This window comes from Limnospira platensis NIES-39, assembly GCF_026000695.1.
GTDB lineage: Bacteria > Cyanobacteriota > Cyanobacteriia > Cyanobacteriales > Microcoleaceae > Limnospira > Limnospira platensis.
In genome coordinates this window covers 3,647,245-3,674,086 of record NZ_AP026945.1, presented here as the reverse complement: position 1 = coordinate 3,674,086, position 26,842 = coordinate 3,647,245, and the positions used below count along the sequence as shown (strand labels likewise).

The 26,842-nt window shown below is 43.7% G+C and carries 18 protein-coding genes; 10 read left to right on the top strand and 8 right to left on the bottom strand.

Going from position 1 to position 26,842, the window contains the following annotated elements:
- Positions 1-272: 272 nt before the first annotated feature.
- The 4 genes from N39L_RS17975 to panB are packed head-to-tail and all read right to left on the bottom strand — an operon-like array spanning position 273 to position 3,222.
- Positions 273-827 (bottom strand): shikimate kinase, encoded by a 555-nt coding sequence (locus tag N39L_RS17975; RefSeq protein WP_014275924.1) that lies wholly within the window; start codon positions 825-827, stop codon positions 273-275.
- A gap of 46 nt (positions 828-873) precedes the next feature.
- On the bottom strand, positions 874-1,773 hold the full coding sequence (locus N39L_RS17970) for a hypothetical protein (protein WP_043468365.1): 900 nt from the start codon (positions 1,771-1,773) through the stop codon (positions 874-876).
- A 55-nt stretch (positions 1,774-1,828) separates the two neighbouring features.
- Positions 1,829-2,446: a flavin prenyltransferase UbiX gene (locus N39L_RS17965; RefSeq protein WP_006616375.1), complete on the bottom strand. Its 618-nt coding sequence runs from the start codon at positions 2,444-2,446 to the stop codon at positions 1,829-1,831.
- Positions 2,446-3,222 (bottom strand): 3-methyl-2-oxobutanoate hydroxymethyltransferase, encoded by a 777-nt coding sequence (panB, locus tag N39L_RS17960; RefSeq protein ID WP_006616376.1) that lies wholly within the window; start codon positions 3,220-3,222, stop codon positions 2,446-2,448. Before panB ends, N39L_RS17965 begins: the two co-directional genes overlap by 1 nt.
- A gap of 96 nt (positions 3,223-3,318) precedes the next feature.
- Here panB and N39L_RS17955 point away from each other — a divergent pair, with 96 nt between their 5' ends.
- Together N39L_RS17955 and N39L_RS17950 are read left to right on the top strand one after the other, a co-directional pair.
- A complete protein-coding gene (locus N39L_RS17955; RefSeq protein WP_006616377.1) occupies positions 3,319-4,944 on the top strand; it encodes an alpha/beta hydrolase in 1,626 nt (541 codons plus the stop codon).
- A gap of 179 nt (positions 4,945-5,123) precedes the next feature.
- On the top strand, positions 5,124-5,429 hold the full coding sequence (locus tag N39L_RS17950; RefSeq protein ID WP_148261857.1) for a hypothetical protein: 306 nt from the start codon (positions 5,124-5,126) through the stop codon (positions 5,427-5,429).
- A 632-nt stretch (positions 5,430-6,061) separates the two neighbouring features.
- Here N39L_RS17950 and gyrA read toward each other — a convergent pair.
- Positions 6,062-8,716 carry a DNA topoisomerase (ATP-hydrolyzing) subunit A gene (gene gyrA, locus N39L_RS17945; protein WP_006616698.1) on the bottom strand — a complete coding sequence of 885 codons (2,655 nt, stop codon included), beginning with the start codon at positions 8,714-8,716 and terminating at the stop codon, positions 6,062-6,064.
- A gap of 200 nt (positions 8,717-8,916) precedes the next feature.
- Here gyrA and N39L_RS17940 point away from each other — a divergent pair, with 200 nt between their 5' ends.
- Positions 8,917-9,843 (top strand): histone deacetylase family protein, encoded by a 927-nt coding sequence (locus N39L_RS17940; RefSeq protein WP_006616699.1) that lies wholly within the window; start codon positions 8,917-8,919, stop codon positions 9,841-9,843.
- A 79-nt stretch (positions 9,844-9,922) separates the two neighbouring features.
- Positions 9,923-11,920 carry an excinuclease ABC subunit UvrB gene (gene uvrB, locus N39L_RS17935; protein ID WP_006616700.1) on the top strand — a complete coding sequence of 666 codons (1,998 nt, stop codon included), beginning with the start codon at positions 9,923-9,925 and terminating at the stop codon, positions 11,918-11,920.
- A gap of 243 nt (positions 11,921-12,163) precedes the next feature.
- Here the strand turns inward: uvrB and N39L_RS17930 are convergent, their stop codons facing one another.
- Complete coding sequence (locus N39L_RS17930; RefSeq protein ID WP_231851943.1) at positions 12,164-13,516, bottom strand: MATE family efflux transporter; 1,353 nt, start codon at positions 13,514-13,516, stop codon at positions 12,164-12,166.
- A gap of 276 nt (positions 13,517-13,792) precedes the next feature.
- Here N39L_RS17930 and N39L_RS17925 point away from each other — a divergent pair, with 276 nt between their 5' ends.
- Together N39L_RS17925 and N39L_RS17920 are read left to right on the top strand one after the other, a co-directional pair.
- The gene (locus N39L_RS17925) at positions 13,793-14,557 is read left to right on the top strand and encodes a phycobilisome rod-core linker polypeptide (RefSeq protein WP_006617749.1); all 765 of its coding nucleotides are present in this window, start codon (positions 13,793-13,795) and stop codon (positions 14,555-14,557) included.
- 168 nt (positions 14,558-14,725) lie between these two features.
- Positions 14,726-15,541: a Uma2 family endonuclease gene (locus tag N39L_RS17920; RefSeq protein WP_006617750.1), complete on the top strand. Its 816-nt coding sequence runs from the start codon at positions 14,726-14,728 to the stop codon at positions 15,539-15,541.
- A gap of 50 nt (positions 15,542-15,591) precedes the next feature.
- Here the strand turns inward: N39L_RS17920 and cutA are convergent, their stop codons facing one another.
- Positions 15,592-15,915: a divalent-cation tolerance protein CutA gene (cutA, locus tag N39L_RS17915; RefSeq protein ID WP_006617751.1), complete on the bottom strand. Its 324-nt coding sequence runs from the start codon at positions 15,913-15,915 to the stop codon at positions 15,592-15,594.
- 20 nt (positions 15,916-15,935) lie between these two features.
- Positions 15,936-16,823, bottom strand: coding sequence for a pentapeptide repeat-containing protein (locus N39L_RS17910; protein ID WP_006617752.1), 888 nt, complete (start codon positions 16,821-16,823; stop codon positions 15,936-15,938).
- A 243-nt stretch (positions 16,824-17,066) separates the two neighbouring features.
- On the opposite strand from N39L_RS17910, the gene N39L_RS17905 reads away from it, so the two are divergent.
- From N39L_RS17905 to cas10, 4 genes are all read left to right on the top strand, one after another.
- Complete coding sequence (locus N39L_RS17905) at positions 17,067-23,225, top strand: translocation/assembly module TamB domain-containing protein (RefSeq protein WP_014275919.1); 6,159 nt, start codon at positions 17,067-17,069, stop codon at positions 23,223-23,225.
- Between the two features lie 82 nt (positions 23,226-23,307).
- Positions 23,308-23,796 carry a hypothetical protein gene (locus tag N39L_RS17900; RefSeq protein WP_014275918.1) on the top strand — a complete coding sequence of 163 codons (489 nt, stop codon included), beginning with the start codon at positions 23,308-23,310 and terminating at the stop codon, positions 23,794-23,796.
- 483 nt (positions 23,797-24,279) lie between these two features.
- On the top strand, positions 24,280-24,444 hold the full coding sequence (locus tag N39L_RS17895; RefSeq protein ID WP_014275917.1) for a hypothetical protein: 165 nt from the start codon (positions 24,280-24,282) through the stop codon (positions 24,442-24,444).
- Between the two features lie 41 nt (positions 24,445-24,485).
- Positions 24,486-26,795 (top strand): type III-A CRISPR-associated protein Cas10/Csm1, encoded by a 2,310-nt coding sequence (gene cas10 / locus N39L_RS17890; RefSeq protein ID WP_006619020.1) that lies wholly within the window; start codon positions 24,486-24,488, stop codon positions 26,793-26,795.
- Positions 26,796-26,842 lie beyond the last annotated feature (47 nt).

Sequence of the window (26,842 nt, the reverse complement as noted above, 5' to 3'; positions counted from 1 at the left end):
AGTCGTCGGGGATGAATAATTGATAATTGTAGGGGCGGGTTCCGCAGTTAGTTATGGGACTCAGCGACAATATTAATAAACCCGCCCAACCCACCCGGCAATTAATGGATAATTGACAATATTAATAAACCCGCCCAACCCCACCCGGCAATTAATGGATAATTGACAATATTAATAAACCCGCCCGACCCCACCCGGCAATTAATGGATAACCGGCTATATCAATAAACCCGCCCGACCCCACCCGGTAATTAATCATCAATTATCCATGATTAATTAAGGTTGGGTTGAGTCTGCTTGAGGATATTAGGGATTTTAGTAATAATTTGTTCAGCAATTTCTGAGGGTTTTTCATTCCCGTTGATAGTAATAGAAATATCAGCTTGTTGATAAAGATGTCGCCTAGTTTCGAGGATATTATCGAGGCGAGTTAGGGGGTCTGGGTGTTGTAGGAGAGGTCGGGTTGTGTCTCCTTTTAGACGTTCATATAAGCAATGAGTTGGGACATCTAACCAGACAATGATACCATGTCTTAAATAACTCCAATTCATCCTTTTAATAACAACCCCTCCCCCAGTAGCTACCACCAAATGTTGATAAGCACAGAGACTAGATAGGACTTGAGATTCTAAGTTCCTAAATTCTTCCTCTCCCTGGGTGGAAAAAATTTCTGGAATGGCTTGTCCCGAAACTTGACTAATCAAAACATCGGTATCAAAAAACTTATAGCTTAATCGATTAGCCAATATCTCCCCAACGGTAGATTTTCCAGCGCCCATCATACCAATTAAATAGATGTTAATTCCTTGTATTTGTTCTAAAACCATAAGACAATCAAAAAGCGCACAACTGATAATAACTAGCCAGATAATTTTAACCGATTTCATCCTCATCATCAAAACCCCAATCTTCCTCATCAGATTGAATTTTGGTAGGGGGAGAAGGTGGGTTAATTAGACGATAGTCTGCATCATACACCGATTCGGTACGACCAGCACCGGAATTTTGACCGTCTTTATAATTGAAGGAATAGACGGAACCTGACCAGGATTCTTTTTGAGGTTGTTGCTGTACTTCAAAGGTTTTTCCGGTGGTTTCTGGGGGTGTGGGAGTGGTGGTGGGGGTGTTTTCTGGGGGTGGAGGAGTGGGGGTGGTTGGTGCATTATGGGGAGGTAAATTATCCCAATCTTCATCAGTATTAGGAGAGTTTAAGGGATTGATATTGCGTTTATTCCAGGATTCTGATTCTGATGGTTTGGGGGTAGTTTGTCTAACGGGTGGGGTTTCTGGTTCATTTTGGCGATCGCTATCATTTTCATCCCAACTATCGCTAACTTTGCGGACTTCGGTTTCCCAATCATCACTATTTTTGTGAGTTTTGGGGGATTTATTTTTGGAGGTAGGGATAGGCGGTTGATTTTCGGGTTCTAATTCTAGTTCGGATTGCAAATTATCCCACTCTGAATCATCGGCTTGTGGTGACGGAGGGATTTGTGCATCAGGTGGGTTAGATTGGGGGGATGGTTGTATAGGTTTTTTACTGGCTTTAGGACGTGACGGAGAGGGGGTGTAAGAGAGTTGGAATAAACTGGCAATCATCAGAGAGGTTAATATACCGATGAACAGAAAAATTAGTAGCCATACTGACAGGGGTAAGGTGGGTAATTGCATACCCAAAAATACTAAAGATATGGCGGGGGAAAGATTTTGTATAGTTAACAATACCAAACCACCGACTATAATCAAAATAGCGATCGCACTTTTTCCAGACATCACCTAAATAACCCCATTGAAAATGTCAATAAATAATTAGCAACTCCCCTCAGAATTAATCGGGTTTCCACCTACGCAAAGGTACACAATCAATCTCAAATTGATCTAGGGTTCGCGCTACGACAAAATCTACCAAATCCTCAATAGTTTGGGGATGATGATACCAAGCCGGGATAGCCGGGACAATGCGCGCACCTGCTTCTGCTAAAGTGGTCAAATTTCGCAGATGGATAAGACTTAGGGGAGTTTCCCGTGGTACAATTACCAATTTTCTACCTTCTTTTAATTGTACATCTGCCGCCCGTTCGAGTAAATCGGAACTCAGACCTTGGGCAATTTTAGCCACTGTACTCATACTACAGGGAATCACGATCATACCGATAGTCCGAAAGGAACCACTAGCAATATTAGCCCCTACATCCTGCCAGGGATGACAACGCAGTTTTCCCCCGGTTTCCACCCCAGCCTGCTGTCGCCAAAATAATTCCTGGCGATCGCTATCTCCAGGCATTTGCAAATTATTCTCAGCTTGCCATACCATGTAGGAAGACTTAGAAGCCACCAATTCGATAGCATAGTTGGCTTGCAGGAGGTATTTTAAGGCGCGGACGGCATAAATAAGTCCTGAAGCACCGGAAACGCCAATAATCAACGGTCTGGTTGGGGTGGTCATTAGGGAAACTTCCCCTCTTGAACTTCTGTGCAGAATTGTGTCACGGCGTTGGTAATGGTATCGTGTAGGTTGGCGTATTTTTTGGCAAATGGTGGTTGCCAGGGGGTTAACCCCAATATATCAGAGGTTACCAGCACTTGTCCGTCGCAGTGGGGACCCGCGCCAATACCAATGGTGGGAATGGTTAGTTGTTGGGTAATTTCCGCCGCCAAGTCCTTGGGGATATGTTCCAAGACTATAGCAAAAGCCCCCGCTTGTTGTAAGGCGATCGCTTCTGATAAAATGCGTTGTGCTGCGTCTATGGTTTTCCCCTGTTGGCGATACCCTCCCAGTTGATGTACAGACTGGGGAGTTAAGCCGACATGACCCATAACGGGAATACCCACTTTAACTAAGGCGCTGACCGTATTAGCCATTTCATCATAGCCCCCTTCTAACTTTACGGCCGATGCTCCTGTTTCTTTCAATATCCGTCCGGCTGAATGAATCGCCTGTTGGGGACTTTCCTGGTAGGTCAAAAATGGTAAATCCACTACCAATAGGGATCTTACCACAGCCCGACGCACTGCTTTGGCGTGGTGCAACATTTCCTCAAGGGTTAGTGGTAGGGTGGTTTGGTAGCCTAAACCCACCATGGCTAGGGAATCACCTACTAGAATAATATCAATACCTGCTTGGTCGAGAATTTTGGCGATCGCATACTCATAAGCAGTTAGCATGGTAATTTGGTGTCCCTGCTGTTTCCAATCGATTAATTGTTGGGTGGTTACTGCCATAATTGTTTGTAGGTTTAGGGATTACAAGTTGCAGAGTCTTGATTTTATCAAAAACTGAACAACTATCTCATCCTAAGTTAAACACTGAGAATACTAATGCAGCCCAATTATATAATACTTGGTCTCAATTTGCTGAGTCTAGGGTTATCAACCCTTGTCTGGACAGCCACCCCCACTCAAGCCGCTGAGTTTTTACGTTTTTCCATCGGAAATAGAGATTTTTCTATCCCTGTCGATGTTTTAGAAAGTTATCTCGAAAGTAAGCCGAATAATTCCGAAAATCAAAGTTTAGATAATGTCGCCAATTTATTAAGTCCTAAAATTCAGGCACAAGTCCGGGAAATATTGGGGAGACGCTATCAGTTTAGTGATGCCGAAATCAGCCATTTATTGAGTTCTCCTATGGTGGCAGATTTTTTAATTCAGGTGGGAGATATTGTCGAAACTGAACCCGATGCTAATGGCGCAGAGGCGATCCGAAATGCTCTCGTATCAGCGAGTAGTCTCCCTGAAGGATTTACCCTCATTGATATGATCAGAGAGTTTCCTAGTCCTAGTATTTATGTGAACCTCAATGAGGCTTTACAAGCATTAACTAATATGGCAATTTTAATTGATTCAACTAAGATAACAATTGCAGATATCAAAAAACTGGCATCTTCTCAGGCTCAAAATGCTGGAAATCTTGATTTTAGTCAATGGCGAGACTTGCGAAAAATCGGAGAAATACCAAGTTCTAAATCCACCTTTACCATTAGTGATTCAAGTCGCGATCGCCAATTTGATTTTGATTTGTACCTTCCGGAAACTACTGATAGTAATATACCCACTTTAATCATATCTCATGGTTTAGCCTCAGACCGCAGTCGGTTTGAATCCCTCGCCCGCCATTTAGCCTCCTATGGTTTTGCGGTAGCTATTCCTCAGCACACTGGTAGTGATTTTCAGCAATTCCAAGACTTGTTAATTGGGAAAGTCTCAGATATGTTTAATCCGCGAGAATTTATAGACAGACCCCTTGACATTTCCCAAGTATTAGACTATCTGGAAGCCTTAAATAGTGGAGATTTAACCAATCGCCTAAACCTGGAAAATGTGGGAGTAATCGGACATTCTCTCGGAGGTTATACCGCTTTAGTTTTAGGAGGTGCGCCGCTGAATTTTGCACAACTCAACATTGACTGCAATCAAGACAATTTTTCCCTTAATCCTTCCCTATTTCTCCAGTGTCGCGCCCTAGAATTACCGCAAACAGACATCAACTTGCGAGATGAAAGAGTTAATGCGATTTTGCTGATTAACCCCATCAATAGCAGTATATTAGGAGAAGCAAGTATCAATAAAATCGCCATTCCAGTGATGATGGTAGCCAGTGGCTTAGACATATTAGCACCAGCCATATTAGAACAAATACCAGCTTTTAATTGGTTAAATAATTCCCATCGATATTTAGTGTTGAAAGAAAAGGATAGTCACTTTTTTGATATGAATCAATATACGGCTGAAGCCATACCCAACCTAGGAGGTTTGACCCGTCCAGCTACAGAAATTTCCCAGGGATATATCAAAAGTCTAAGTGTGGCATTTTTCCAAACCCACATAACTAATAATCCTGAATATCAGCAATATTTACAAGCCGCATATACTATCCATATCAGTGATGCTGCTTATCCTATCCATTTGATATTACCCACTCCCGACCAGAGGCTAAGAGTTAGGTAAAATCACATAATATATATATATTTACCCTTGACAAATCCTGGAACTTGACTTATTATCAAATAATGGAAATCTGTGCAAAAATACAGTAAAACCCAACACAAGCCAGTAGGTTGGGTGAAACCCAACACAAGCCCACAGAGAGTAGGTTGGGTGAAACCCAACACAAGCCAGTAGGTTGGGTGAAACCCAACACAAGCCCACAGAGAGTAGGTTGTGTGAAACCCAACAAAAGCCAGCCAGTAGGTTGTGTGAAACCCAACAAAAGCCAGCCAGTAGGTTGTGTGAAACCCAACAAAAGCCAGCCAGTAGGTTGTGTGAAACCCAACAAAAGCCAGCCAGTAGGTTGGGTGAAACCCAACAAAAGCCAGCCAGTAGGTTGTGTGAAACCCAACAAAAGCCAGCCAGTAGGTTGGGTGAAACCCAACACAAGCCCACAGAGAGTAGGTTGTGTGAAACCCAACAAAGGTCAATTAACCGGAGAGTAGGTTGGGTGAAACCCAACACAAGCCCACAGAGAGTAGGTTGTGTGAAACCCAACAAAGGTCAATTAACCGGAGAGTAGGTTGTGTGAAACCCAACAAAAGCCCACAGAGAGTAGGTTGTGTGAAACCCAACAAAGGTCAATTAACCGGAGAGTAGGTTGTGTGAAACCCAACAAAGGTCAATTAACCGGAGAGTAGGTTGTGTGAAACCCAACAAAGGTCAATTAACCGGAGAGTAGGTTGTGTGAAACCCAACAAAAGCCCACAGAGAGTAGGTTGGGTGAAACCCAACAAAAGCCCACAGAGAGTAGGTTGTGTGAAACCCAACAAAAGCCAATTAACCGGAGAGTAGTTAGTTTTTACAAACCTAAGTAAATGTATTAAATATAGCCAAAATCAGGCAGAATAAAGCTGCCATGACTTTGGTTATATCGATGTGAAAGGGCACTACTTGGGTTTCTGATCTGATTATAACCTATACTGCCAGATTTTTCTATCCGATTTGTGCAACTTTTTGAGGCTCATGGACTGTAGAAACCTCGAAATTGATATATTGAATTGATACATAAAAAAATCCCCCCTAACCTTATTAGCGGGAAATGGGGGGGGTAGTAGGGTTTTTAGGTTGTCAGGGTTCAGTTATTAACTTGTTCAAATTCAACCTCAGTATCAGGGTCAATATCAACTTCGGTATCGTCCCCTTCACCAGATAAAGGGACTAAAGCGACAGCAGCGATCGCATCTTCCTTATCCAAGCGTTGTACCCGCACTCCGGTAGCATTGCGGGACTGTCGAGAAATAGCACTAATCACCTGACGAATAATAATTCCCCGGCTGGTAATTAACATCAATTCATCAGTATTATGTACCACCTGAAGCGCTACCACACAATCACCAGATAAATGGGGTTTAAACTTAGTAGCAATAATTCCTTTTCCGGCGCGATTTTGTAAGCGGAATTGAGACACAGGAACCCGTTTTCCATAACCCCTAGTAGTAATCACCAAAATCGAAACCCCATCAGGTTCAACCTCAGTAGTAGCTAGTTCTTCCGAGGAATCCATATCTTCCACATCTTCAACCGCAGTAGTATTTTCCTCCTCTTCTATTTCCGGTTCTTCACCCCCCAATTGAGGAATAGTAGCCACAATAAAACTAGGGAGAATATCCATACCAATGAGTTCATCATTTGGTTTTAGTTTCATAGATTTAACCCCACGGGTAGCGCGACCGAGGGGTCGTAATTGTTTGTCATCAGTATGGAAATGAATAGCCATACCTAGGCGAGAACCGATAATAATGCTATCATCTACCCTGGCACTGCGTACCCAGCGCAACTCATCTCCTTCATTTAAGGAAATGGCAATTAATCCATTAGAACGGATATTGCTAAAAGCGGAAAGGGCAGTTTTTTTGATATAACCACCCTTAGTTAGCATCACCAAATATTCATCGTTGGTAAATTCCCCAACCGCCACCAAAGAGGTAATTTTCTCATCCCGAGGAATTGGCAACATTTGCACAATCGGCACCCCCCTAGCGATGCGAGACCCGATAGGTATTTGATAGGCTTTTAAACAGTAAGCTACCCCCCGTTCAGTAAAGAATAGAATACTGTCATGGTCGCGACAACTCAAGAAATGTTTAACCCCATCATCCTCCTTCATTTTGGTACCAGATTTACCGCGAGTCGCGCGATTTTGAGCCTCAAAAGTATTAACTGGCATCCGTTTAATGTAGCCTTGTTCAGTGAGGAGAATAATCGCCTTTTCATTGGCAATTAAATCCGTATCTTCCAGCTCACTTTCTTCGAGTTCAATTTCCGTCCGCCGGGGTGTGCCGTGACGTTCTTTAATTTGTATTGCTTCCTGCTCAACAATTTCTAAAATCCGTTCTCGGCGATTTAAAATATCGTTGAGGTCAGCAATTTTCTCCAAAAGTTCTTGATGTTCTTGGTCAATTTTCTGAGCTTCCAAGGCGGTTAAACGTCGCAGTTGCATTTGTAAAATCGCATCAGCTTGTGGTTCAGAAAGTCCGAACCTTTCGATTAGCTCTTGTTTGGCTGTAGGGCTATCAGCAGCATGGCGAATTAGGGCAATAATTGCATCCAGATTATCGAGAGCAATTAATAATCCTTGCAGGAGGTGATCACGTTCTTCGGCTTTGCGTTTTTCATATTCAGTACGCCGCCGGATAGTGTGGATGCGGAAGTCTAGGAAAACATGGAGATATCGCTTGAGGGTAAGTAATTCTGGTTTTCCGTTAACTAGGGCTAACATATTAGCGCCGAAGTTAGCCTGAAGGGGAGTTTGTTTATAAAGGTTGTTGAGAACCACCCTAGGATAGGCATCTCGTCGGAGTTCCACGACGATCCGCATCCCTTCACGATCGCTTTCATCTCGGATATCTGAGATCCCCTCCAGGCGCTTCTCATTCACCATTTCGGCGATTTTTTCGATTAAAGCGGCTTTGTTGGTTTGGTAGGGTAACTCGGTGATGATAATAGCTTCGCGGTCTGGTCGTCCTCGGTGTTCAATGGTTTCAATTTGGGCAACTCCCCGCATGGTGATAGAACCCCGTCCGGTGGTGTAGGCTTCCCGAATACCAGAGCGTCCGAGAATTTTCGCCCCGGTGGGGAAGTCAGGACCAGGGATATAGCGCATTAGTTCGATGTCAGTAATTTCGGGATTATGAATTACCGCGACTAAGCCATCGACTAACTCATTGAGGTTATGGGGGGGGATGTTAGTTGCCATTCCGACGGCGATACCGGAGGAACCGTTGAGCAACAGTTGAGGAATGCGGGCCGGAAGCACTAGGGGTTCTTGTTGGGAACCGTCAAAGTTATCGCCAAAATCTACGGTATCCGAGTCGATATCCCGCAACATGGCTTCGGAGGTGAGGTAGTGTAGGCGACATTCCGTGTATCGCATGGCGGCGGGGGGGTCATTATCGACGGACCCAAAGTTCCCGTGACCTTGAATTAGGGGCGATCGCATCGAAAATTCCTGAGCCATCCGCACTAGGGCATCGTAAACGGCTGTATCACCGTGGGGGTGATATTTACCCAGAACCTCCCCTACCACCCGGGCGCACTTCCGAAAGGGGCGATCGGGCATTAGGCCTAGTTCATTCATGGCATACAGGATGCGACGATGGACTGGTTTAAACCCATCCCTGGCATCTGGCAGCGCCCGACCTACAATGACGCTCATGGCGTATTCGAGATAGGATTGCTGCATCTCGTTCCGCAAATCCGTTGGGATAATTCGGGATTCGGAAGCGCTCATAGAATTTAAAACTCCATTAGTATTGCAAAAACTGTCGCTTTTTTGTGAAATAATCAGATCAAATAAATTGATTTTCGATTATTATTTGAAAACGCGCGACTAGGCTATAAAATTATAGCATAGTTTTCACACATTTTTGAGGGGAATCCCTCTCGGCCCTGTTGCCTTTTTGTCCCCTATTGTTAGCCCCGGCACGGTCAATGTTAACTGTTATCTACTCTGACGAATTTCTGGAACACAAAACGGGTTTATTTCATCCTGAACGACCCGAACGCCTGAAAGCGATCGTCCAAGGTTTGCGGGCCGCCCCTTGGAGTGACCAACTAACTTGGCTGTCACCCACTCCGGTACAAGACCGCCAAAGCCTGATTATGCAAGTCCTCAAGGCTGTTCACACCGACTCCCATATTGACAGGATTAAAAATATTGCCAGTGCTGGCGGCGGCCATCTTGACGGCGATACTCCCATTTCTGAGGAGAGTTACCAGGTGGCGCTATTGGCGATCAGTGCTTGGTTAGATGGTGTCGATCGCACTTTGACTACCGCCAGACCTAGTTTTATTTTAGCCCGTCCCCCCGGACATCATGCCGAAGCGGGTCGGGGTATGGGGTTCTGTTTGTTTTCTAATGCGGCGATCGCTGCTCATTATGCCATTCAACAGCCTGGTATCAACCGGGTTGCTATTCTTGATTGGGACGTTCACCACGGTAACGGAACCCAAAGCCTGGTCGAAAATCACCCCCAAATGGCTTACTGTTCCCTTCATCAGTCCCCCTGTTATCCCGGAACTGGCTACCCCCAAGAAAAAGGTCAATATAATAATGTTTTAAATATCCCGATGTCTCCCGGTAGTACCATGGCATTATACCAGCCAGCTTTTGAACATAAAGTTATCCCTTTTTTACAAAATTTTCAGCCAGATTTATTAATTGTCAGTGCTGGATATGATGCCAATCAAGCTGACCCCTTAGCCAGTATTTCCTTACAGCCGGAAGATTTTGGGGTTTTTACCGACTATTGCTGCCAAATAACCAGCAAAATTGTGTTAGGATTAGAAGGGGGATATGATTTAAAATCTTTGGCGGATTCAGTGGTGGCAACTATAGAATCTTGCTTAAATCATTAATCCTTCCCCCTCCGTTCAGCAATTAACTCCCGCCACAACCAACTATCAAATATTATCTGAAATAATATCAAATTGAACTATGGTCAAATTTGAGTTAAAAGCACCCTTTCAACCTACAGGAGATCAACCATTAGCGATCGCCCAATTAATTAACAGCATCAAATCCGGTCATCCTAAAACCACCCTATTAGGCGCAACTGGAACCGGAAAAACCTTTACCATTGCCGCCACCATAGCCCAATTAGGTCGCCCTACCCTAGTCCTCGCCCATAACAAAACCCTCGCCGCCCAACTCTGCAATGAACTGCGGGAATTTTTCCCTAACAATGCCGTTGAATACTTTATCAGCTATTACGACTATTATCAACCGGAAGCCTATATTCCCGTTTCCGACACTTATATAGAAAAAACAGCCTCAATTAACGATGAAATTGATATGCTGAGACACTCAGCTACTCGGTCATTATTTGAAAGGCGAGATGTAATCGTCGTAGCTTCCATTAGCTGTATTTATGGGTTAGGAATACCCACCGAATACCTCAACGCCGCCATTCCCCTACGGGTAGGAGAAGACCGAGACCAACGCCAACTTTTGCGAGACCTAGCCTCTATTCAATATAGCCGCAATGACACCGAAATCACTCGCGGACGCTTCCGAGTTCGCGGAGATGTCTTAGAAATTGGACCCGCCTATGAAGACCGCATAATTAGGGTGGAATTTTTCGGGGATGAAATTGATGCAATTCGTTATATTGACCCCGTAACCGGAGAAGTCTTACAGAGTTTAGAAACATTAAACATATACCCCGCGCGCCACTTTGTGACTCCCGGAGATAGGTTAGATGCTGCTTGTGATGCTATTGCTGCTGAACTTAAACAACAGTTAGCCGAGTTAGAAAAAGCTGGTAAACTTTGGGAAGCCCAACGCCTAGATCAACGCACTCGCTATGACTTGGAAATGCTGCGAGAAGTGGGATATTGTAATGGTGTGGAAAACTACTCTCGTCACCTCGCTGGAAGGCTTCCCGGTTCCCCTCCTGAGTGTTTGGTGGACTATTTTCCTGATGATTGGTTATTGGTGGTCGATGAGTCTCATGTGACGGTTCCTCAAATTCGGGCTATGTATAATGGCGACCAAGCTAGAAAAAAGGTGCTAATTGAACATGGTTTTCGTCTCCCTAGTGCGGCGGATAATCGACCTTTGAAATCTGAGGAATTTTGGCAAAAAGTTAAACAGTGTATTTTAGTCTCGGCGACACCAGGAGATTGGGAAATTGCACAATCTCAAGGTCAGGTTATTGAACAAGTTATTAGACCAACCGGGGTAGTTGACCCAGAAATATTTGTCCGTCCGACTACAGGACAGGTGGATGATTTAATCGCTGAAATTAAGGAAAGAATCCCCAGAAATGAACGGGTTTTAGTGACGACTTTAACTAAGCGAATGGCGGAGGATTTAACTGAGTATTTCCAAGATAGGGGGATTCGTGTCAGATATCTACATTCGGAAATACAGTCGATTCAGCGCATTGAGATTATTCAGTCTTTACAAGAAGGTGAATTTGATGTGTTAATTGGGGTTAATTTATTGCGGGAAGGTTTGGATTTACCACAGGTGTCTCTGGTGGCTATTTTGGATGCGGATAAGGAAGGATTTTTGCGCGCGGAAAGGTCTCTGATTCAAACTATTGGGAGGGCGGCGCGTCACGTTCGCGGTCAGGCGATTTTGTATGCTGATAATATGACGGACAGCATGAGCAAGGCGATCGCCGAAACTAACCGACGGCGAACAATTCAGTTGGAGTATAATCAAAAATATGGGATTATCCCTAAATCTATTGTCAAAAGTTCCAGTAATGCCATTTTGGCGTTTTTGGATGTCTCCAGACGCTTAAATTCTCAACAAATTGATCTCGCTTGTCAACAGGTGGATGATTTACCCCTGGAAGAAATACCAACTTTAATTGAACAGTTGGAGGTTCGCATGAATGAGGCGGCGCAACAGTTGGAGTTTGAGGAGGCGGCTAAATTTCGCGATCGCATTCGCATTTTACGCGATAAATTAGTTGGTCGTTAATTGATTTTTAGGACTCAGCGGCTGGGCCAAAAAAAAATTTTTCTCGGCGCGCCCCCGCGCTTTTTTTTTCAGAAAACCCTATCTTTTTGGGGGAGTCCGTGCTATACTATAATATAATTGGAATATTTGCGAAAATATTATTTTTGCTCAAATTCCATTATTTAATATACTCCTATCATAGCCGAGTAGCGCCGCCCTGTCAACCCCTTTTCACTTGGGCGGCCGGGCCATTTAAAAAAAAAGCTATTCTATGACAACTGGATCAGCCGATCGCAATTGCCAAGTTTTGCAAGTCCAAAAATAAGCGCCAATACCGACAAGTAAATTAGCAATACAAGCGGCGGCAAAAATGCCTTTAACTCCCCACCAGAGACTACCCAAATAAGCCAAAGGAACATAAAGTAATAACATCCGGGTAATAGTCATCATCAAAGATGGTAAAGGCTTACCCAAAGCATTAAAAGTAGAACTAGCGATGAACATGAGACCCATAGTTCCATAACTAACGGGAACGAGGGTGAGGTAACTAGCAGCGATCGCGACTACATTGGGATTTTGATCAAAAGCGGTAGCGATTTGTTCAGAACTAGCAGCCAAAATAAGAGTTAATAGGACTCCCCAAAATATACAAAACAGGAAAGACTGTCGGATAGCAGTGTGTACGCGATGATAAAGTTGAGCGCCCCAATTTTGACCAACAAAAGGACCAATACTAGCAGAGAGTGCCATAATCACAATTAAAGCGAAAGCCTCGACTCGGGTAGCAATACCAAAACCAGCGACGGCTTCGGCCCCCTCTGTAGCGACCAAACCTGTAACGACGGCGGTAGAAATAGGGGTAATCATATTGGTTCCGGTAGCGGGAATACCAACATGAAGAATTTGTCGCCAGTCGGACAATAGGTCTTTGGGGGTGGGAAGTTTCCAGAGGAGCATTTTTTCGCGGAAATGCAGGAAGAAGACGGAAGCGATTAAAGTGGTAGCGCGACCGATAACAGTAGCGATCGCGGCTCCCCGCAGTCCCATGGCTGGTATAGTAGCAAAGCCAAAGATAAATATGGGGTCAAGGATAATATTAACGACAGCAGCGACAGTCATAATCACACTAGGAACGAAGGTATTACCCGCCGCGCGAATAGCGCTAGTCCCGACCATAGGAACCACCAGAAAAATGACACCCCCATACCAAATGGTCATATACTCGCGGATAAATGGCAAGATATCAGGACTGGCTCCCAAGGCTTTAAACACGGGGTTAATGGTGCTGATACCGAGGACGACCAAGACACTAACCATAAGCAGAGACAGACTGAGAGAGTTAGTGGTGAGGCGGCGGACGCGATCGGGTTCTCCCTCCCCAATAGCCCTAGCAATGACAGAAGCAGCGCCTATCCCCAGTCCCATAGATACGCTTCCTAATAGGGTGACTACTGGAAAGGTAAAACTCATCGCGGCTAGTTGTCGGGTTCCCAACTTAGCGACGAAGTAGGTATCTGCTAGGCTAAAGGCAATAATGGCAAACACTCCCCAAATCATTGGTAGAGTGAGGTTAATCAGGGTAGATGTAACAGATCCTTGGGTTAATGTTCCTTTCATAGGGCCAGCGGCTTTGAGCATATTTACAAAAGTTTACCAAAAAAAAAGGGTTGAAGCTAGGCGGTAGGTGGTAGTGGCTCTATTAGTGTTTGGGGGAAGATTGCTAAAATGTTACATATTATTGCAGAGCTTCATAAAAGTTAGACTGCGATCGCCTCAATCCCCTAATCTGTAAGCATGGTATATTGATGCCAGTATGCTAAATCCCAATCATCCTGGGATTGCTCATTGGCGATAACTGATAAACAATGCTGACGTTTTAGAATAAGGAGATTAATGGTGCCCCTTCCATTATTAAGCTACACTACCACGAGTTTCAATACTCGTGTTGCTGGATATGAAGTTCCAGGTGATGAGCAGCCCCAAATTTATACGGCTGAAAATATGCCTTCGGGTTCTGAGTGGGACACTCTGATCTGGGCGGCCTATCGGCAAATCTTTAGTGAGCATCAAATGCTCAAAAGCAATCGCCAAACCTTCCTGGAGTCCCAACTCAAGTTTGGTCAGATCACCGTCCGTGACTTTATTGGTGGGTTAGCGACTTCGGCTCCTTTCTTGGAGAGGAACTACCAAACCAACAGCAACTACCGCTTTGCGGAAATGTGCGTTCAGCGAATTCTCGGTCGTGATGTTTACAACGAACGGGAAAAAATCGCTTGGTCAATTGTGATTGCTAACAAAGGACCGAAGGGCTTCATTGAGGAACTACTCAATAGCGACGAATACCTGGATAACTTCGGATATGATACGGTTCCTTATCAACGTCGTCGGGTTCTGCCTCAGCGCAATGTGGGCGAAACACCCTTTAACCTGAAGACTCCCCGGTACAATGAATACCACCGGACCCAGTTGGGATTCCCCCAAGTTATCTGGCAAACTTCTGTCCGTCGCTTTGTTCCCCAAGAGAAGCAACCGAAAGCTGGCGATCCCGCCAACTTCCTGGCTATGGCGAAGCAGGTTTCTCGTCCTGCCAACACAGTAACTCGGGTTGCCCTTGGTAGCATCAATTTTGACACCATGGTTCCTTACCGTCAGCGCTAATAGGATCTAATCCTTAGTTAAGTGGGATTGACAGTCGCTGCCAAAAGTTAGATATTCGGAGTTTTTGACCCTAGTGGTTAAGGCTCTTGATGTCTAGCATTTGGCGGCGAATTTTTTGATGGGGGCGATCGCTATAATAACAATAATGTTAATCATCCCTAATTTATTATGGCTCTCCAGATTGTTGAGTTGGAGATTACTTGGGAAAAACTTCCCGATGATTTTATTCTACCGGACGATCCTGTGGACAATATTAATCAACCGGCTTTAGCTGTAGCGTTGACTGATAGTTTAGCTGTGGCTGGTAAACTGAGCCCATTGAGTATCACGCCGACCAATTATGGGATCTGTGCTACCCTGAACGGTAAAATTGTGGTGAAAGCGCCGGACTGGGCGTTTATTCCAGAAATTCGGGTTGAGCGATCGCAGGTTGAACGCAGCTATACTCCTGAGTTGCAGGGGGCGCGTCCGATTATAGTTATGGAATTTCTCTGTGATACTGACGGGGGGGAATATTCGATTAAGCCTACCTATCCGCCAGGAAAATGGTTTTTTTATGAACGGGTGTTAGAGGTGCCTTACTATGGGATTTTTGACCCCAAAACTGGTAAGTTAGAACTTTATCGCCTTGATGAACAGGGATTCTATCAAATACAAGAACCACTAGATAATGGACGATATGCGATCGCTCCCATGGAACTGTTTTTAGGGGTTTGGGAAGGAACCCGCGAAAACCGTAACGGTTACTGGTTGCGCTGGTGGAATGAAGCCGGAGAGTTGCTGCTTTGGGGTATTGAATTGGTCGCCCAAGAACGCCAACGGGCTGAAGCAGAAAGTCAACGGGCTGAAGTTGAAAGCCAACGGGCTGAAACTGAAAGTCAACGGGCTGAAGTTGAAAGCCAACGGGCTGATGCTGAACGCCAACGGGCTGAACGTTTCATGGAACAACTGCGACAGGCTGGTATTGAGCCTTTAGACAATTAGTTTAGAGGAATTTTTAACCACTAGGTAGGGGCGTAAATATTTCGCCCCTGTCATGTGGGGTCTATTTGTTGTGAAATCCATTCTAAATAGGAGGGGGAACCTGCGACAATTGGTAAGGCGATAATTTCCGGCACTTCATAGGAATGAACCTCGGCGACCTTATCCGCCAAAGCGTCAAACTGATTCAGGTCAGTTTTAATAATTAATTGCCATTCATCGGATGAGCAGATCTCACCTTTCCAGGTGTAAACTGAATGGATGGGCATTAAACCTACACAGGCGGCTAGTTTTCCCTCGACTAAAGTATGGGCGATCGCCTCTGCTTCAGTCCGGGAACTTGCCGTTACTAATACTATACCATATTGAGCCACCATATCAATTATACCACAAACATCTAAACTTGAGACTGAGAAAGTGTTAAACAGCACAACTGTTCTAAATCTAGATATAAGCGAAAAGACAATGGTAAAATTGCCTCACAGAAATTAGCCTCTTTTACCTCGACTCCCAGTAATTTAGCCTCGCGCAAATCAGCATTTAGGAAATTAGCCCCCGACAATTTAGAACCATTCAGATCAGCATAACTCAAGCAAGCATTTTCTAAATTAGCGCCTCTTAAATCGGCATTTTCTAACTGGGAACCTAGGAGTTTAGCAGAACTGAGATTAGCCCTAATCAAGTTAGTTCCGGTCAAATTAGAACCACAAAGCCTAGCGTTACTCAAGTTAACACCATTCAAATCTAGGCGACTCAAATTAACACCATTCATATAAGCATTTTGCAAGTTAACATCAGTGAGCCTGGTTCCAAATAACTTAGCGCCACTGAGTCGCACACCATTGAGATTAGTATATCTCAAATCACTGCCAGTCAAATTAGCCCCCCGCAGATTAGCAAATTGCAGGTTAGCACCACATAAGTTAGAATTAGGGAGACTAGCGCCACGCAAATTAGTACCGGCCAAACTTGCGCCACTGAGTTGGACACCAGGTAGTTTGGCTTTGACTAAAAAAGCACCGTTTAAAGTGGCTTTGGTTAACTCAGCTTCGACCAGCTTGGCTTCGTTCATTTTAGCAAAACTCAGGTTGGCACGGTGTAAATTTGCACCATTTAACTTAACACGACTTAAAAATGAGCGAGTCAGGTTAGCACCTGTGAGGTTACTTCTCGATAGGTTAACACCTATGAGAATTACCCCTGTCAAGTCTACGCCACTGAGATCGACTCCTGTAAAGTCGGTTTGGCCTTGTTCGTAAAGTCTTAAAAGATGGCTGACGTTCATGAAAAAGTAACTCCGGCTACCTCTGATTATTTATCTAAGCACGGAAATTTAACAAAGTTTTTATATTTTTGTGTTGTTTGAATTTATGGAAAAGTTGCAATTATGGGGGTAGGACGAGAAATTATGACCGAGAGTGGGGTTAACGAGGGTCTAACCGCCAGAAAATTTATACACTCGAGTTAGGCTGTGATAAGCTACCCTTTCGGGATAAGGACTTCCGTTCAATCACGGAGATTGAGAAACATGATCAATACCCCATTACCAGACCCAGAAGACAACCCAACCTCGGTCAAACGTTGGCGGCGTTGGCTAATTTGGGGAAGTGTTGGCTTAGGTCTTACTTCTGTGGCGATCGCTGGTGGTGTAAGCTGGTTTCTACATTATCGTTTAGCCTCTACCATCGCTACAGCCCTAGAGGGGACTCTCGATAGACCTGTAGAAGTCGGACCTGTTGAACGCTTTGGGATTATTAGTGTTCGTTTTGGACGGTCTGTGATTCCTCCTACAGATACTGATCCCAATACCGCCTCAGTTGAAGCGATCGAAGCCAGCATCTCTATTATATCACTATTAACGCCAACTGTCGGCTTAAATCTCAGGGTGATTAATCCGGAAGTTTATCTTGAACAAGACGAACTCGGAAATTGGATTAGGACTGAGATAGCGCCGGGGGATGAAAGTCCTGTGGATGTGGAAATTGGCTCAATTGTCATTGAGAATGCTAATGTTAGACTCATGCCTCAAACTCTGCTGACGGCTGAGGTGACAGAAGATGCGATCGCTCTTAATGTCGATCGCCTGATTTTAGATATCAGTGACGGTAACGATCGCATCAGAACCAACCTTATAGGTAATTTCCAGGCAGGTGGAAACATACGGGTTAGATCCGATGGCAGCCTATCTGCTGGAGATTTCGATACCACTATCACAGCTAATGGTCTTAATCTACCACAATTAGGATTATTAGTCAATACCCCTGGTTTAATTTTAGGGGAGGGAGAAGCGGATGCCCAATTAAGGGTTAAATTGGCGAATTTTCAACCGACTGGTATTTGGGGAAATCTGCAACTTAGGGAAGTACAAGCCATCTTAGAAACCCTTTCGGAACCTGTGACTATCACGAATGCTGATATCAGGTTTCAGGAGAGGGAGGCGACTGTGGAGACCCTAGAAATAGCTTGGGGTGATTTAGGATTAAGTAGCCAAGGCAAAATCAGAACTAATGCAGAATTTGACTGGTTACAAACAGAATTCGATTTACAAGCCAATTTGCTACCTGTGAGTTTGGCGACGTTATTAGAAACGGCGGATAAAGAATTAGGGGAACCTCTAGTTTTACCTGTTCAGGTAGCGGGGGAAGTTACGGCTGATATTAACTTAACGGGAAGCCTACAACAGCCTCTGGTAGAAATAGCGATCGCTACCACAGAAGACACGCAAATAGATCGGGTAATTTTTAGCGAAATTTCCCTAGACATAGCTATCGATCCAGAACTGGATCAGCAGTTAAATTTAGTAGCAGATCCAAGCCTGACGATTAACAATTTAAGGATTAAACCGATAAGCCGGGGAGAAATTAGCGGTGATGGTAGTATTGAATTAACGGGACTGACGGAGTTAATTCGCGCCGCCACTTTGACGACGGCATCACAGGGAGAATCACTTTTACAGCCAACAGTAGAATTTACGGTAGATATTGATAGTCTATATTTAGATGCGATCGCCAGTCTATATGAACTTCCGAATAATACTAAATTAGGGGATATGTTCGCGACGGCTAAAGTTTCAGGTTCCCTAGATCACCCCCAAGCGGATATTAACTTTAATCTCCCCAATGGAACGTTCCCGATCTTAGGATCTAGTCAAATCACCAAAAATCAGTTAACTGCGAATATAGCCATAGCAGAGGGGAGAGTAAATGCGAATGTGCAACTAGCGGATAATAATAATTGGATAGCCACGCTGAACGCGAATGAATTAGGCTTAGATCCTCTGGTCAGATTAGGATTACCTCTAGCCAACTTACCCCCAGAGTTGCAGCTAATTATCGGACAAATTGACCTGAGACAAGATAAATTAAACCTAGACACGACCATCACAGGTCAACTGGATAAACTGAACGTAAACGACATCATCGCCAATGGTAATGTTAACCTAACGATCGCTAACGGAGAAATCAACAGTGATTTCAGTTTAATAGGTGGACAATTGGGGGCAGATTTTAGAGGAAATGACCTAAATCTACCGCAAATTATAGATATCGGATTACCCCTAATAAACTTACCGCCAGAAACTCTTATCGAACTGCAAACCCTAGATTTCAGCAATGGAACCGTGCAAACTAGAGGAGTTGTGGCGGCAGACTTGAATAATTTATCAGCGAATAATATCACAGCTAATGCTATCGGTGATATCAATTTTGGGAATATGGGAGGGGTGATATCTTTCCGAGAAACTCGCCTGATAAATGGGGAGTTTAACTTGGAGTTGGAGGCGAATAGTGTGCGATTGAATCCTTGGTTAAATGTAGCCAGCAATTTGGGGAATTTACCACCGGCAACCAGGGAAACCTTGAGGCGATCGCCAGAGTTAAGAAACAGTAGCTTAAATGGAGTGATGATAGCCGGGGGAAATCTGAATAATCTTAATCAGATTAAAGGTAGTGTAAATGGATTAGTTAACCTTCCCCAATTAGGTGGAGAAATCACCGCCAGAGGCGAAATTGATGGGGGGGACTTTGAGGGAACGATCATCAGTAATAATCTGCCTTTAAATCCCCTAATCAACTTAGGATTACCTTTAGCTAATTTACCGGCGAATGTAGTGGCAGAAATTCGCAATTTAGACCTAGACAACCCACAACTACAAGGGGAAACCCGGTTTAGTGGAAACCTAGCCAGCATCACCCCAGAAGCCCTAACTATTAGTTTAGACGGACAGTTAAACTTAGGGAGAGATGGGATAATCAAAGGGGTTGGGAGGACTGAAGGAGGTAACTGGAATGCGAATATAATAGGCGATCGCATTGCCTTAAATCGCTTTTCACAATTAGTAGAAAATCTCACGGGAATCGAAACCGCCCTCAGACCGACGGGATTACTTAACCAAGCCGAAAATATGCCGTTATTACGAGGTTTGTTAGATACGGAATTAAATGCTAGAGGTTCAGTGACAGAATTTAACCCTGCTACCCTGGAAGCCACCAGCAAACTAAGACTTACCGAATTACCAATAATTCGCCAACCTTTTGAAGCCATAGCGAGACTTAACAACGGACAAGTGAACATTGACCAAGCCGAAACTCCCCAATTTGGTGCTAACGGTTTATTAGCGCTAGAATTTAGTGGAAGTGGAGTGCCCAGTTTAGCCAATGTCGATCTAAATTTACGGGTATCTAACTTTGATTTAAACTCGCCTTTAGTGGAACCCTTGTTAGCCAACCTTCCCTCGGAAATACTACAGGGAGAAGTGCCACCTGTGGCGGGTAATGTGAGTTTTGAAGGTCAGTTAAAAGGTGCGATTTCCGCGTTAAATTTACAGGGTGATGTCAGGCTAGAAAATTTTGCGATGCGGTCTCTCAGCTTTGACCGAGTAATGACCGGAACTTTAAGAGTAGGACTAGGTGGCGGCGGTGTGAACTTAGCCTTATCAGGTCAACAGGACAAAATCGAGTTAGTATTAGACGATCGCTTTTTACCGACTGCATTTTTAGTACAGCGAGGAAATGCGATCGCCAAAGGAACCACCCCCAGCCCAAACAACCTACAAATTACCCTAGAAGATTTCCCCATAGATGAATTAGGAATATACCCCATAGTAGCCGAAGGTTATGGTTATTTAGGAGGTGATTTAGCCGCCATATTAAATATTACTAATATCGCCAGTTTAGACATTAATCAAATAGGCGCAACTGGTGAAATTAGCGTCCAAAACCCCAGTTTAGGTCATATAGAAGCCGATAGCTTCACCATTACTCAACTCAACCTTAGCGGTGGTCAATTTAGCTTTAATGATGGGGAACTTCGCCTAGGAGAAACCCAGGTTTTAATAGCAGGACAAGCCAACCTAGTCGCTATTATAGCGCAGGTTCCCCACTCCGAGGAAGAACCCCAATTTCAAGCTAATATCAGGGTTCCCCAAGGTAGACTACAAGATATATTTACCGCCTTAGAATGGTTCGAGTTAAGTGATATCGCCAACGGTCTCCAACAACCCCAACGCGGCACTGCAGCGGACCTAGAAACCGTGGCGGTAGGATTATCTGAGACAGCGACCCTAAACCAACAGCTACAGCGTTGGGCAGAAATTAACGCCCTATTGGCACAATGGGAAATCAAACAGAAGGAGAATGCTTCGCCATTTCCGCCCCTAGACCAAGTAAATGCCAAATTTGATGCTGAAATCAAAATCAGCGGTTCCCCAGCCAATTTAACCGCCACTGCGGACATAAATGGTGAGGACTGGACATGGGGTAAGTACAGAATTGATGAGTTAGGATTAGAGGCAAGTTTCGAGGATAATATAGTCCGGATGTTACCGTTGAGAGTGCGTTACGGCGAGACATTGGTGGGATTTCAGGGACAACTAGATTTAGATGAGCAAATACCTTCGGGTCAGTTGCGGGTTAAGAATTTGCGCTTAGAAACCATAGAAGAATTTTATGACATTCCCAATATTGCTTTGAGTGGACAGTTAAACCTGCGGGCTTTGTTCGCGGGGAGTTTAGATAATCCCCAAGCATCGGGGGAATTTACGGTACTTGAAGGATTATTTAATGATGAACCCCTGAAAGAGGCGCGGGGTAGTTTTAACTATAATAACGCCCGGTTTAATCTAGGTGGAACGGTGTTAGTCACGGAACAAGATCCTATAGAATATCGTGCATCAGTACCTTTTAGATTACCCTTTGCTAAGGTGAGACCAGAAAGTAATCTGGTCAGCGCTGAGGTGGAAATGCTGAATGAGGGATTCAAGATTATTAATTTACTCAATCCAGAAGTGACTTGGGTTGAGGGACAGGGTTTTGTACAAATGCGGGCGCGAGGAGTGCTAGAACAGGCTGATGATGGTTCAATTGAGAATATTGTGATCGAACCTGATGGGGTGTTGAAGCTGGAAGATGTGGTGTTGAGGCTCGCTAGTAATAACAGTTCGATTACGGGTTTATCGGGAACAGCAACTTTCCTGAGAAATCGCCTGCGGGTTAAGGGTATGGAAGGAGAATTATTCGGAGATACTGGGACGGGAAAGGTTTTTATCGATGGGGTATTGCCAATTTTTGAACCGATGAAACCGGAAGATCCAGATATTGACTCGCCCTTAAAAATGGTTCTGGAAAATTTAAAGTTAAATTTAGCCCTATTGTATCAGGGAGCAGCGGCGGGAGAAATTGTGATTGGTGGGACGGCTTTAAAACCGGGAATTGGTGGTGAGGTGGTGTTGTTTGATGGGACTGTAACTTTACCGGAAGCAGACCGACCCCCGGCTACGGATAACGGAGATAATCCAGAACTGCTAAATACTGGACCTGTAGAGGTTAGCTTGAATAATTTTACGTTGACTTTGGGAGAACATATTCAAGTGCGATCGGCTTCTATTACGCCTATTTTTGATGCGCCTGTGCTAAATTTTAACGCCAACGGCACAATTATAGTTAATGGAGATTTAGATAGTTTAGATAGTCTTCGCCCCCAGGGAACTATTGAATTGACGGGAGGTGCGGTGAATTTGTACACGAGTCGATTTCAGTTAGACCGGGGTTATCCTCAACGGGCTACTTTTGTTCCTGATAATGGACTTGACCCGATTTTGGATGTGCGACTGGTGACTAGGGTATCGGAAACGACTCCGGCTGTGGCTTCAACTTCTGCTTTTGAAACGGAACTTATGGAAGTACCTAGGGCTTCTCAATTTGGTACGGTACGCACTATTAGGGTAACTGCTTTGGCTCAGGGTCCGGCTTCTGAAATTAACGATATTCTGGAGTTACGCAGTTCACCACCGCGATCGGAAATTCAACTGTTAGCTTTGTTAGGAGGTAGTGCTATTGAAGGGGTAACGGGGGATACGACTTTAGTTTTGGCAAATATTGCTAGTGCGGGACTGTTTAATGAGATTCAACAGAATGTTATTGATGCTACTGGGTTGACTGAATTTCGCATTTATCCGGCGCGGGTGTCTCAGTCCCAGGAACGTTCGGGTTCGACGGCTTTGGGTTTGGGACTAGAGGTGGGTTTGGATGTTGCTAATAATGTGTCGGTGTCGGTGAGTCGGGTTCTGGCGGCGAACCAGCCTACCCAGTTTAATCTCAACTATCGGGTTAATGACCGCTTGCTTTTGCGGGGGGCTACGAATTTTGGCAATGAAAGTGAGGTGAGGTTTGAGTATGAAACACGATTTTAGTAGGGGTTTTAACAGGGCTGAATTTGGCTAATGGCAATAATTAATCACCAGAAACACGACAATTTTTCAGGAGGAGTCATCTATGTATAACATGAATCAATCTATGCAAGTGGCTAAACAAGCAACCCGAGATATCGAAGGCTGGTTATCTGGTCTGCCGGAAACTGTGAGGATTGAAAATGTGGAAGACAACCGGGAATATCAAAGGGTTGATGTTGATTTGATTTGGATAACTAAAACTGGCTCCTATCAAGTGGAAATTAAGGGCGATCGCTACCACAAAACTGGTAATTTTTTTTGGGAAACTCACAGCAACAAGGAACGCAATACACCCGGTTGTTTTCTTTACACAAAAGCAGATTGGGTGTTTTACTACTTCGTGACTCCTCGTGTGCTTTACCAATTACCTATGCCAGCCACCCGCGACTGGTTCCTTGAGAATATTAACCGTTTCCGCGAAAGGTCAACTACCACCAATGTGGGTAATAGCTATTATACCACGGTGGGGCGATTGGTTCCTATTAATGTGGTAATTTCTGAAGTTCCTCAAATTATCAAACATCAATTATAATAACTATCAATTAATGAATCTAACTAATTTTTGATAATCTAAATAAAATCAATTTATATGGTTTTTGTCGGTATTAGTCTAGTAAATATCTATAATTCGCTATGGTCTCCGGCTGAGTATATTTAAATTCTGGTAGGGAAGATGATAATTATGGAAGGGGGCCCTTCCAAAGATGGTTATACTAAAAGGGTTGAGTATTTCTGAACATCTGGAATTGAACGGGCCCCCAAGTAGGGGCGATCGCCGCTGTAAATGGCTTCTACACTGACATTAGAGGTAATTGATCAATTAAATTTTTCTAAATTTGCGTAAATTTATCGGTTGCTGCTGATAGGTAGATAGATGATCTCCCTAGACGATGGCCATCTCTAAGGGAGGATAACTGAAATGGGAGGATAACCTTTAGAAAAATTTACAGTCAAAAGCTACATTTTTGTTTAATAATAAGGGAATAGCCTATGGTGTTTAAGCATTAGGTTTAAGATGGTGGGAGTGTCTCACGGCAAGGGTTATAGTTATATTAACCCACATTTTGTAGCAGCCTTTTTTAGAACTTTCGCGAGGGGAGGGGCGATCGCCTCTGGGTCAAGGTGGCGGCGCGGAGGTGGTGGGATGCGATCGCGTTTTCTTTCATGCTTTGTATTTTGAGCAATATACAGTTAAGTTTTACTAAGTTTCACGATTGAGATATGGTTAATTCTACAGCCCCAAATATAATAGCTCTACAGGTAATTAGAGAAGCAGTTTGGCATCTAGCAAATTGGGCACAAGCCAAATGGCCTGATAATTTTAATGTCCCAGAAGAGAATCGGGCGATCGCTAGAGCCAAACAATTGTTATCTTGGACAGAGACAAGCCAGATTCAACCCTTACACCTCTTGTTTGATGCGGTGAATCTATCACAGCCACAATCTCATCGGCATTATGTACCCGCTATCGCCATTGAGGATAGCAACCCTAGAATTCCTTATCCTACAAATGAACCAGTTAAAGCCGAACAAATTGATGTTTTGCAACAAAACATTAGAGAAGCGATCGCCTATTTAAGACCAGAAGATTGGGACAACTTATCACTATTAACCTTGCTTTTAGAAAAGTTTGGGTCCTGTTTATCATTAGGAGTTGAAAATGTAGCTTTTTATGATTTGGTCAAATCAACTGCTGCGATCGCCGCGATTTTATCACATGATTATCAAGCATCAAAGATTAGCTTAATAGCGGGTGATTTGTCTGGAATTCAAGACTTTATCTATACAATTTCATCTGACGGAGCCTTAAAATCACTGAGAGCTAGAAGTTTTTATCTGGAATTAGTGACGGAAGAAGTGGCTCAACAACTGCTAATGAAATTAAATATACCTCGGACTAATATTATTTATGTTGGCGGTGGCAATTTATATTTATTAGCTCCCGAACAGAATAATGAAAATTTAGTTGAACCCATACGAGATATTTTCAATGAATGGCTAATTGATGAATTTCAAGGCAAAGTATTTTTAAGTCTAGGGTCTCAAAATTTTAATATCGAGGAAATTGGAACGGCTAAATTTGCTCAACAATGGGCAACTATTACTCAAAAATTGGCTCTGCAAAAAGCTCGGAAATTCGATCATCATTTGGATAATTTATTAGGGATTAAGGAAACCTATGAACCTTGTCGGGTTTGCCATCGAGATGATGAGGAAAACTTACAACCGCTTAACCATCAAGAAGCAGATTCGGTGTTAGCTTGTCCGACTTGTCGGCAGATGTTTCGCCTGGGAAGTGAACTTTTTAAAGTAGATGCGATCGTGCGATCGCCAGTTCGCAATAGTATGGCAAAATCCTTAGATAGCTTGCACATTAAGTTACCAGGACAGAGTATATATTATCACTTATTTCGAGGAAAGCAGCAAGTTCAAAATTTACAAGAATCGGAAACTGTTTTTTGGGTAAACAATTGGACAGTTGCCGACTATAAAAATTGTCACTCCGTTTCTTTATTACTCGGCAACTATGCTCAAAATAGCCAGGAAGAATATGGAACAATGACAGCCAATGAAATGGCAGATATGGCTAAAAAAGACGGTTGTATTCCCAGAGTTGGTTATTTGCGAATGGATGTAGACAAATTAGGGCAGATTTTTGCCAAAGGTTTAGGAAATGATCAAACCTTACCTCGGTTAGCTGGCTTATCGCGCCAAATGAGTTATTTTTTCAAAGTTTATTTGAATAGTCTGGCTCAATTTCGTCAGGAAAATTTACATAATACAGTGTTTCAGAGACTAACCGGAGAACGCCAAAATTTACTATTTATTTATGCTGGAGGAGATGATTTATTTGTGAGTGGTGCATGGCATGAAGTTGTGGAATTTGCTTTTGATGTTTATCAGTGCTTTCGCGCTTATACAGGGCATCACCCAGACATCACCCTTTCTGGTGGTATTAGCTTGTCAGTTGCTAAATTTCCTCTCTACCAAGCCGCAGAAGAATCTGGACAAGCAGAAGATAAAGCTAAAGCAAATGGTCGAGACAGCTTGGGATTATTTGGTAGTGTATTTAAATGGGATGAGTGGTTGGGAACTGAACTAACAAATTTGCCAAATATGCCACGGAGTCCTCATAATTACTTGAAAACGAAGGAATTGCAAACTTATCTTGCTAACGAAATATCACCGAGTCTTTGGGGAGTTATGCCATTTGTTAAACAATTGCATCAATCTCTGGAAATCAATTATTCTCGAAGTTTTATAAGGAATCTCTTGGCAACAGCAGAACTTCAGGATAAAATGATAAAAGAAGCTGCCAGAAAACCCCAGGAGTATCAGTGGGATGTCCGTTACTTCCTGCACTTGCCCAAAATTGCTTATACTTTAGCAAGGCTACCAAATCATGTTCGTAATCATCCTAATTTTGAACCAATTCGTACTTCTCTAAAAAACCCCTATAATGCCCCCTACTTTCGAGCGATCGCTACCTGGCTAGAGATGCTTAACCGTTCTTCAATTAACAGTGAATAAAAACCCGCCTTCTTAGTCAGACCTTGCTTCTCATATAAAAACCGGAA

What these genes read in the sequence shown, in the direction of transcription:
- N39L_RS17975 (WP_014275924.1), bottom strand. Translation starts at nt 827, where the DNA reads ATGGTTTTAGAACAAATACAAGGAATTAACATCTATTTAATTGGTATG.
- N39L_RS17895 (WP_014275917.1), top strand. Translation starts at nt 24,280, where the DNA reads ATGGTGGGAGTGTCTCACGGCAAGGGTTATAGTTATATTAACCCACAT.
- cas10 (WP_006619020.1), top strand. Translation starts at nt 24,486, where the DNA reads ATGGTTAATTCTACAGCCCCAAATATAATAGCTCTACAGGTAATTAGA.
- N39L_RS17970 (WP_043468365.1), bottom strand. Translation starts at nt 1,773, where the DNA reads ATGTCTGGAAAAAGTGCGATCGCTATTTTGATTATAGTCGGTGGTTTG.
- N39L_RS17920 (WP_006617750.1), top strand. Translation starts at nt 14,726, where the DNA reads ATGGCTCTCCAGATTGTTGAGTTGGAGATTACTTGGGAAAAACTTCCC.
- N39L_RS17955 (WP_006616377.1), top strand. Translation starts at nt 3,319, where the DNA reads ATGCAGCCCAATTATATAATACTTGGTCTCAATTTGCTGAGTCTAGGG.
- panB (WP_006616376.1), bottom strand. Translation starts at nt 3,222, where the DNA reads ATGGCAGTAACCACCCAACAATTAATCGATTGGAAACAGCAGGGACAC.
- gyrA (WP_006616698.1), bottom strand. Translation starts at nt 8,716, where the DNA reads ATGAGCGCTTCCGAATCCCGAATTATCCCAACGGATTTGCGGAACGAG.
- N39L_RS17925 (WP_006617749.1), top strand. Translation starts at nt 13,793, where the DNA reads ATGGTGCCCCTTCCATTATTAAGCTACACTACCACGAGTTTCAATACT.
- N39L_RS17910 (WP_006617752.1), bottom strand. Translation starts at nt 16,823, where the DNA reads ATGAACGTCAGCCATCTTTTAAGACTTTACGAACAAGGCCAAACCGAC.
- N39L_RS17905 (WP_014275919.1), top strand. Translation starts at nt 17,067, where the DNA reads ATGATCAATACCCCATTACCAGACCCAGAAGACAACCCAACCTCGGTC.
- N39L_RS17900 (WP_014275918.1), top strand. Translation starts at nt 23,308, where the DNA reads ATGTATAACATGAATCAATCTATGCAAGTGGCTAAACAAGCAACCCGA.
- cutA (WP_006617751.1), bottom strand. Translation starts at nt 15,915, where the DNA reads ATGGTGGCTCAATATGGTATAGTATTAGTAACGGCAAGTTCCCGGACT.
- N39L_RS17940 (WP_006616699.1), top strand. Translation starts at nt 8,917, where the DNA reads ATGTTAACTGTTATCTACTCTGACGAATTTCTGGAACACAAAACGGGT.
- uvrB (WP_006616700.1), top strand. Translation starts at nt 9,923, where the DNA reads ATGGTCAAATTTGAGTTAAAAGCACCCTTTCAACCTACAGGAGATCAA.
- N39L_RS17965 (WP_006616375.1), bottom strand. Translation starts at nt 2,446, where the DNA reads ATGACCACCCCAACCAGACCGTTGATTATTGGCGTTTCCGGTGCTTCA.
- N39L_RS17930 (WP_231851943.1), bottom strand. Translation starts at nt 13,516, where the DNA reads ATGAAAGGAACATTAACCCAAGGATCTGTTACATCTACCCTGATTAAC.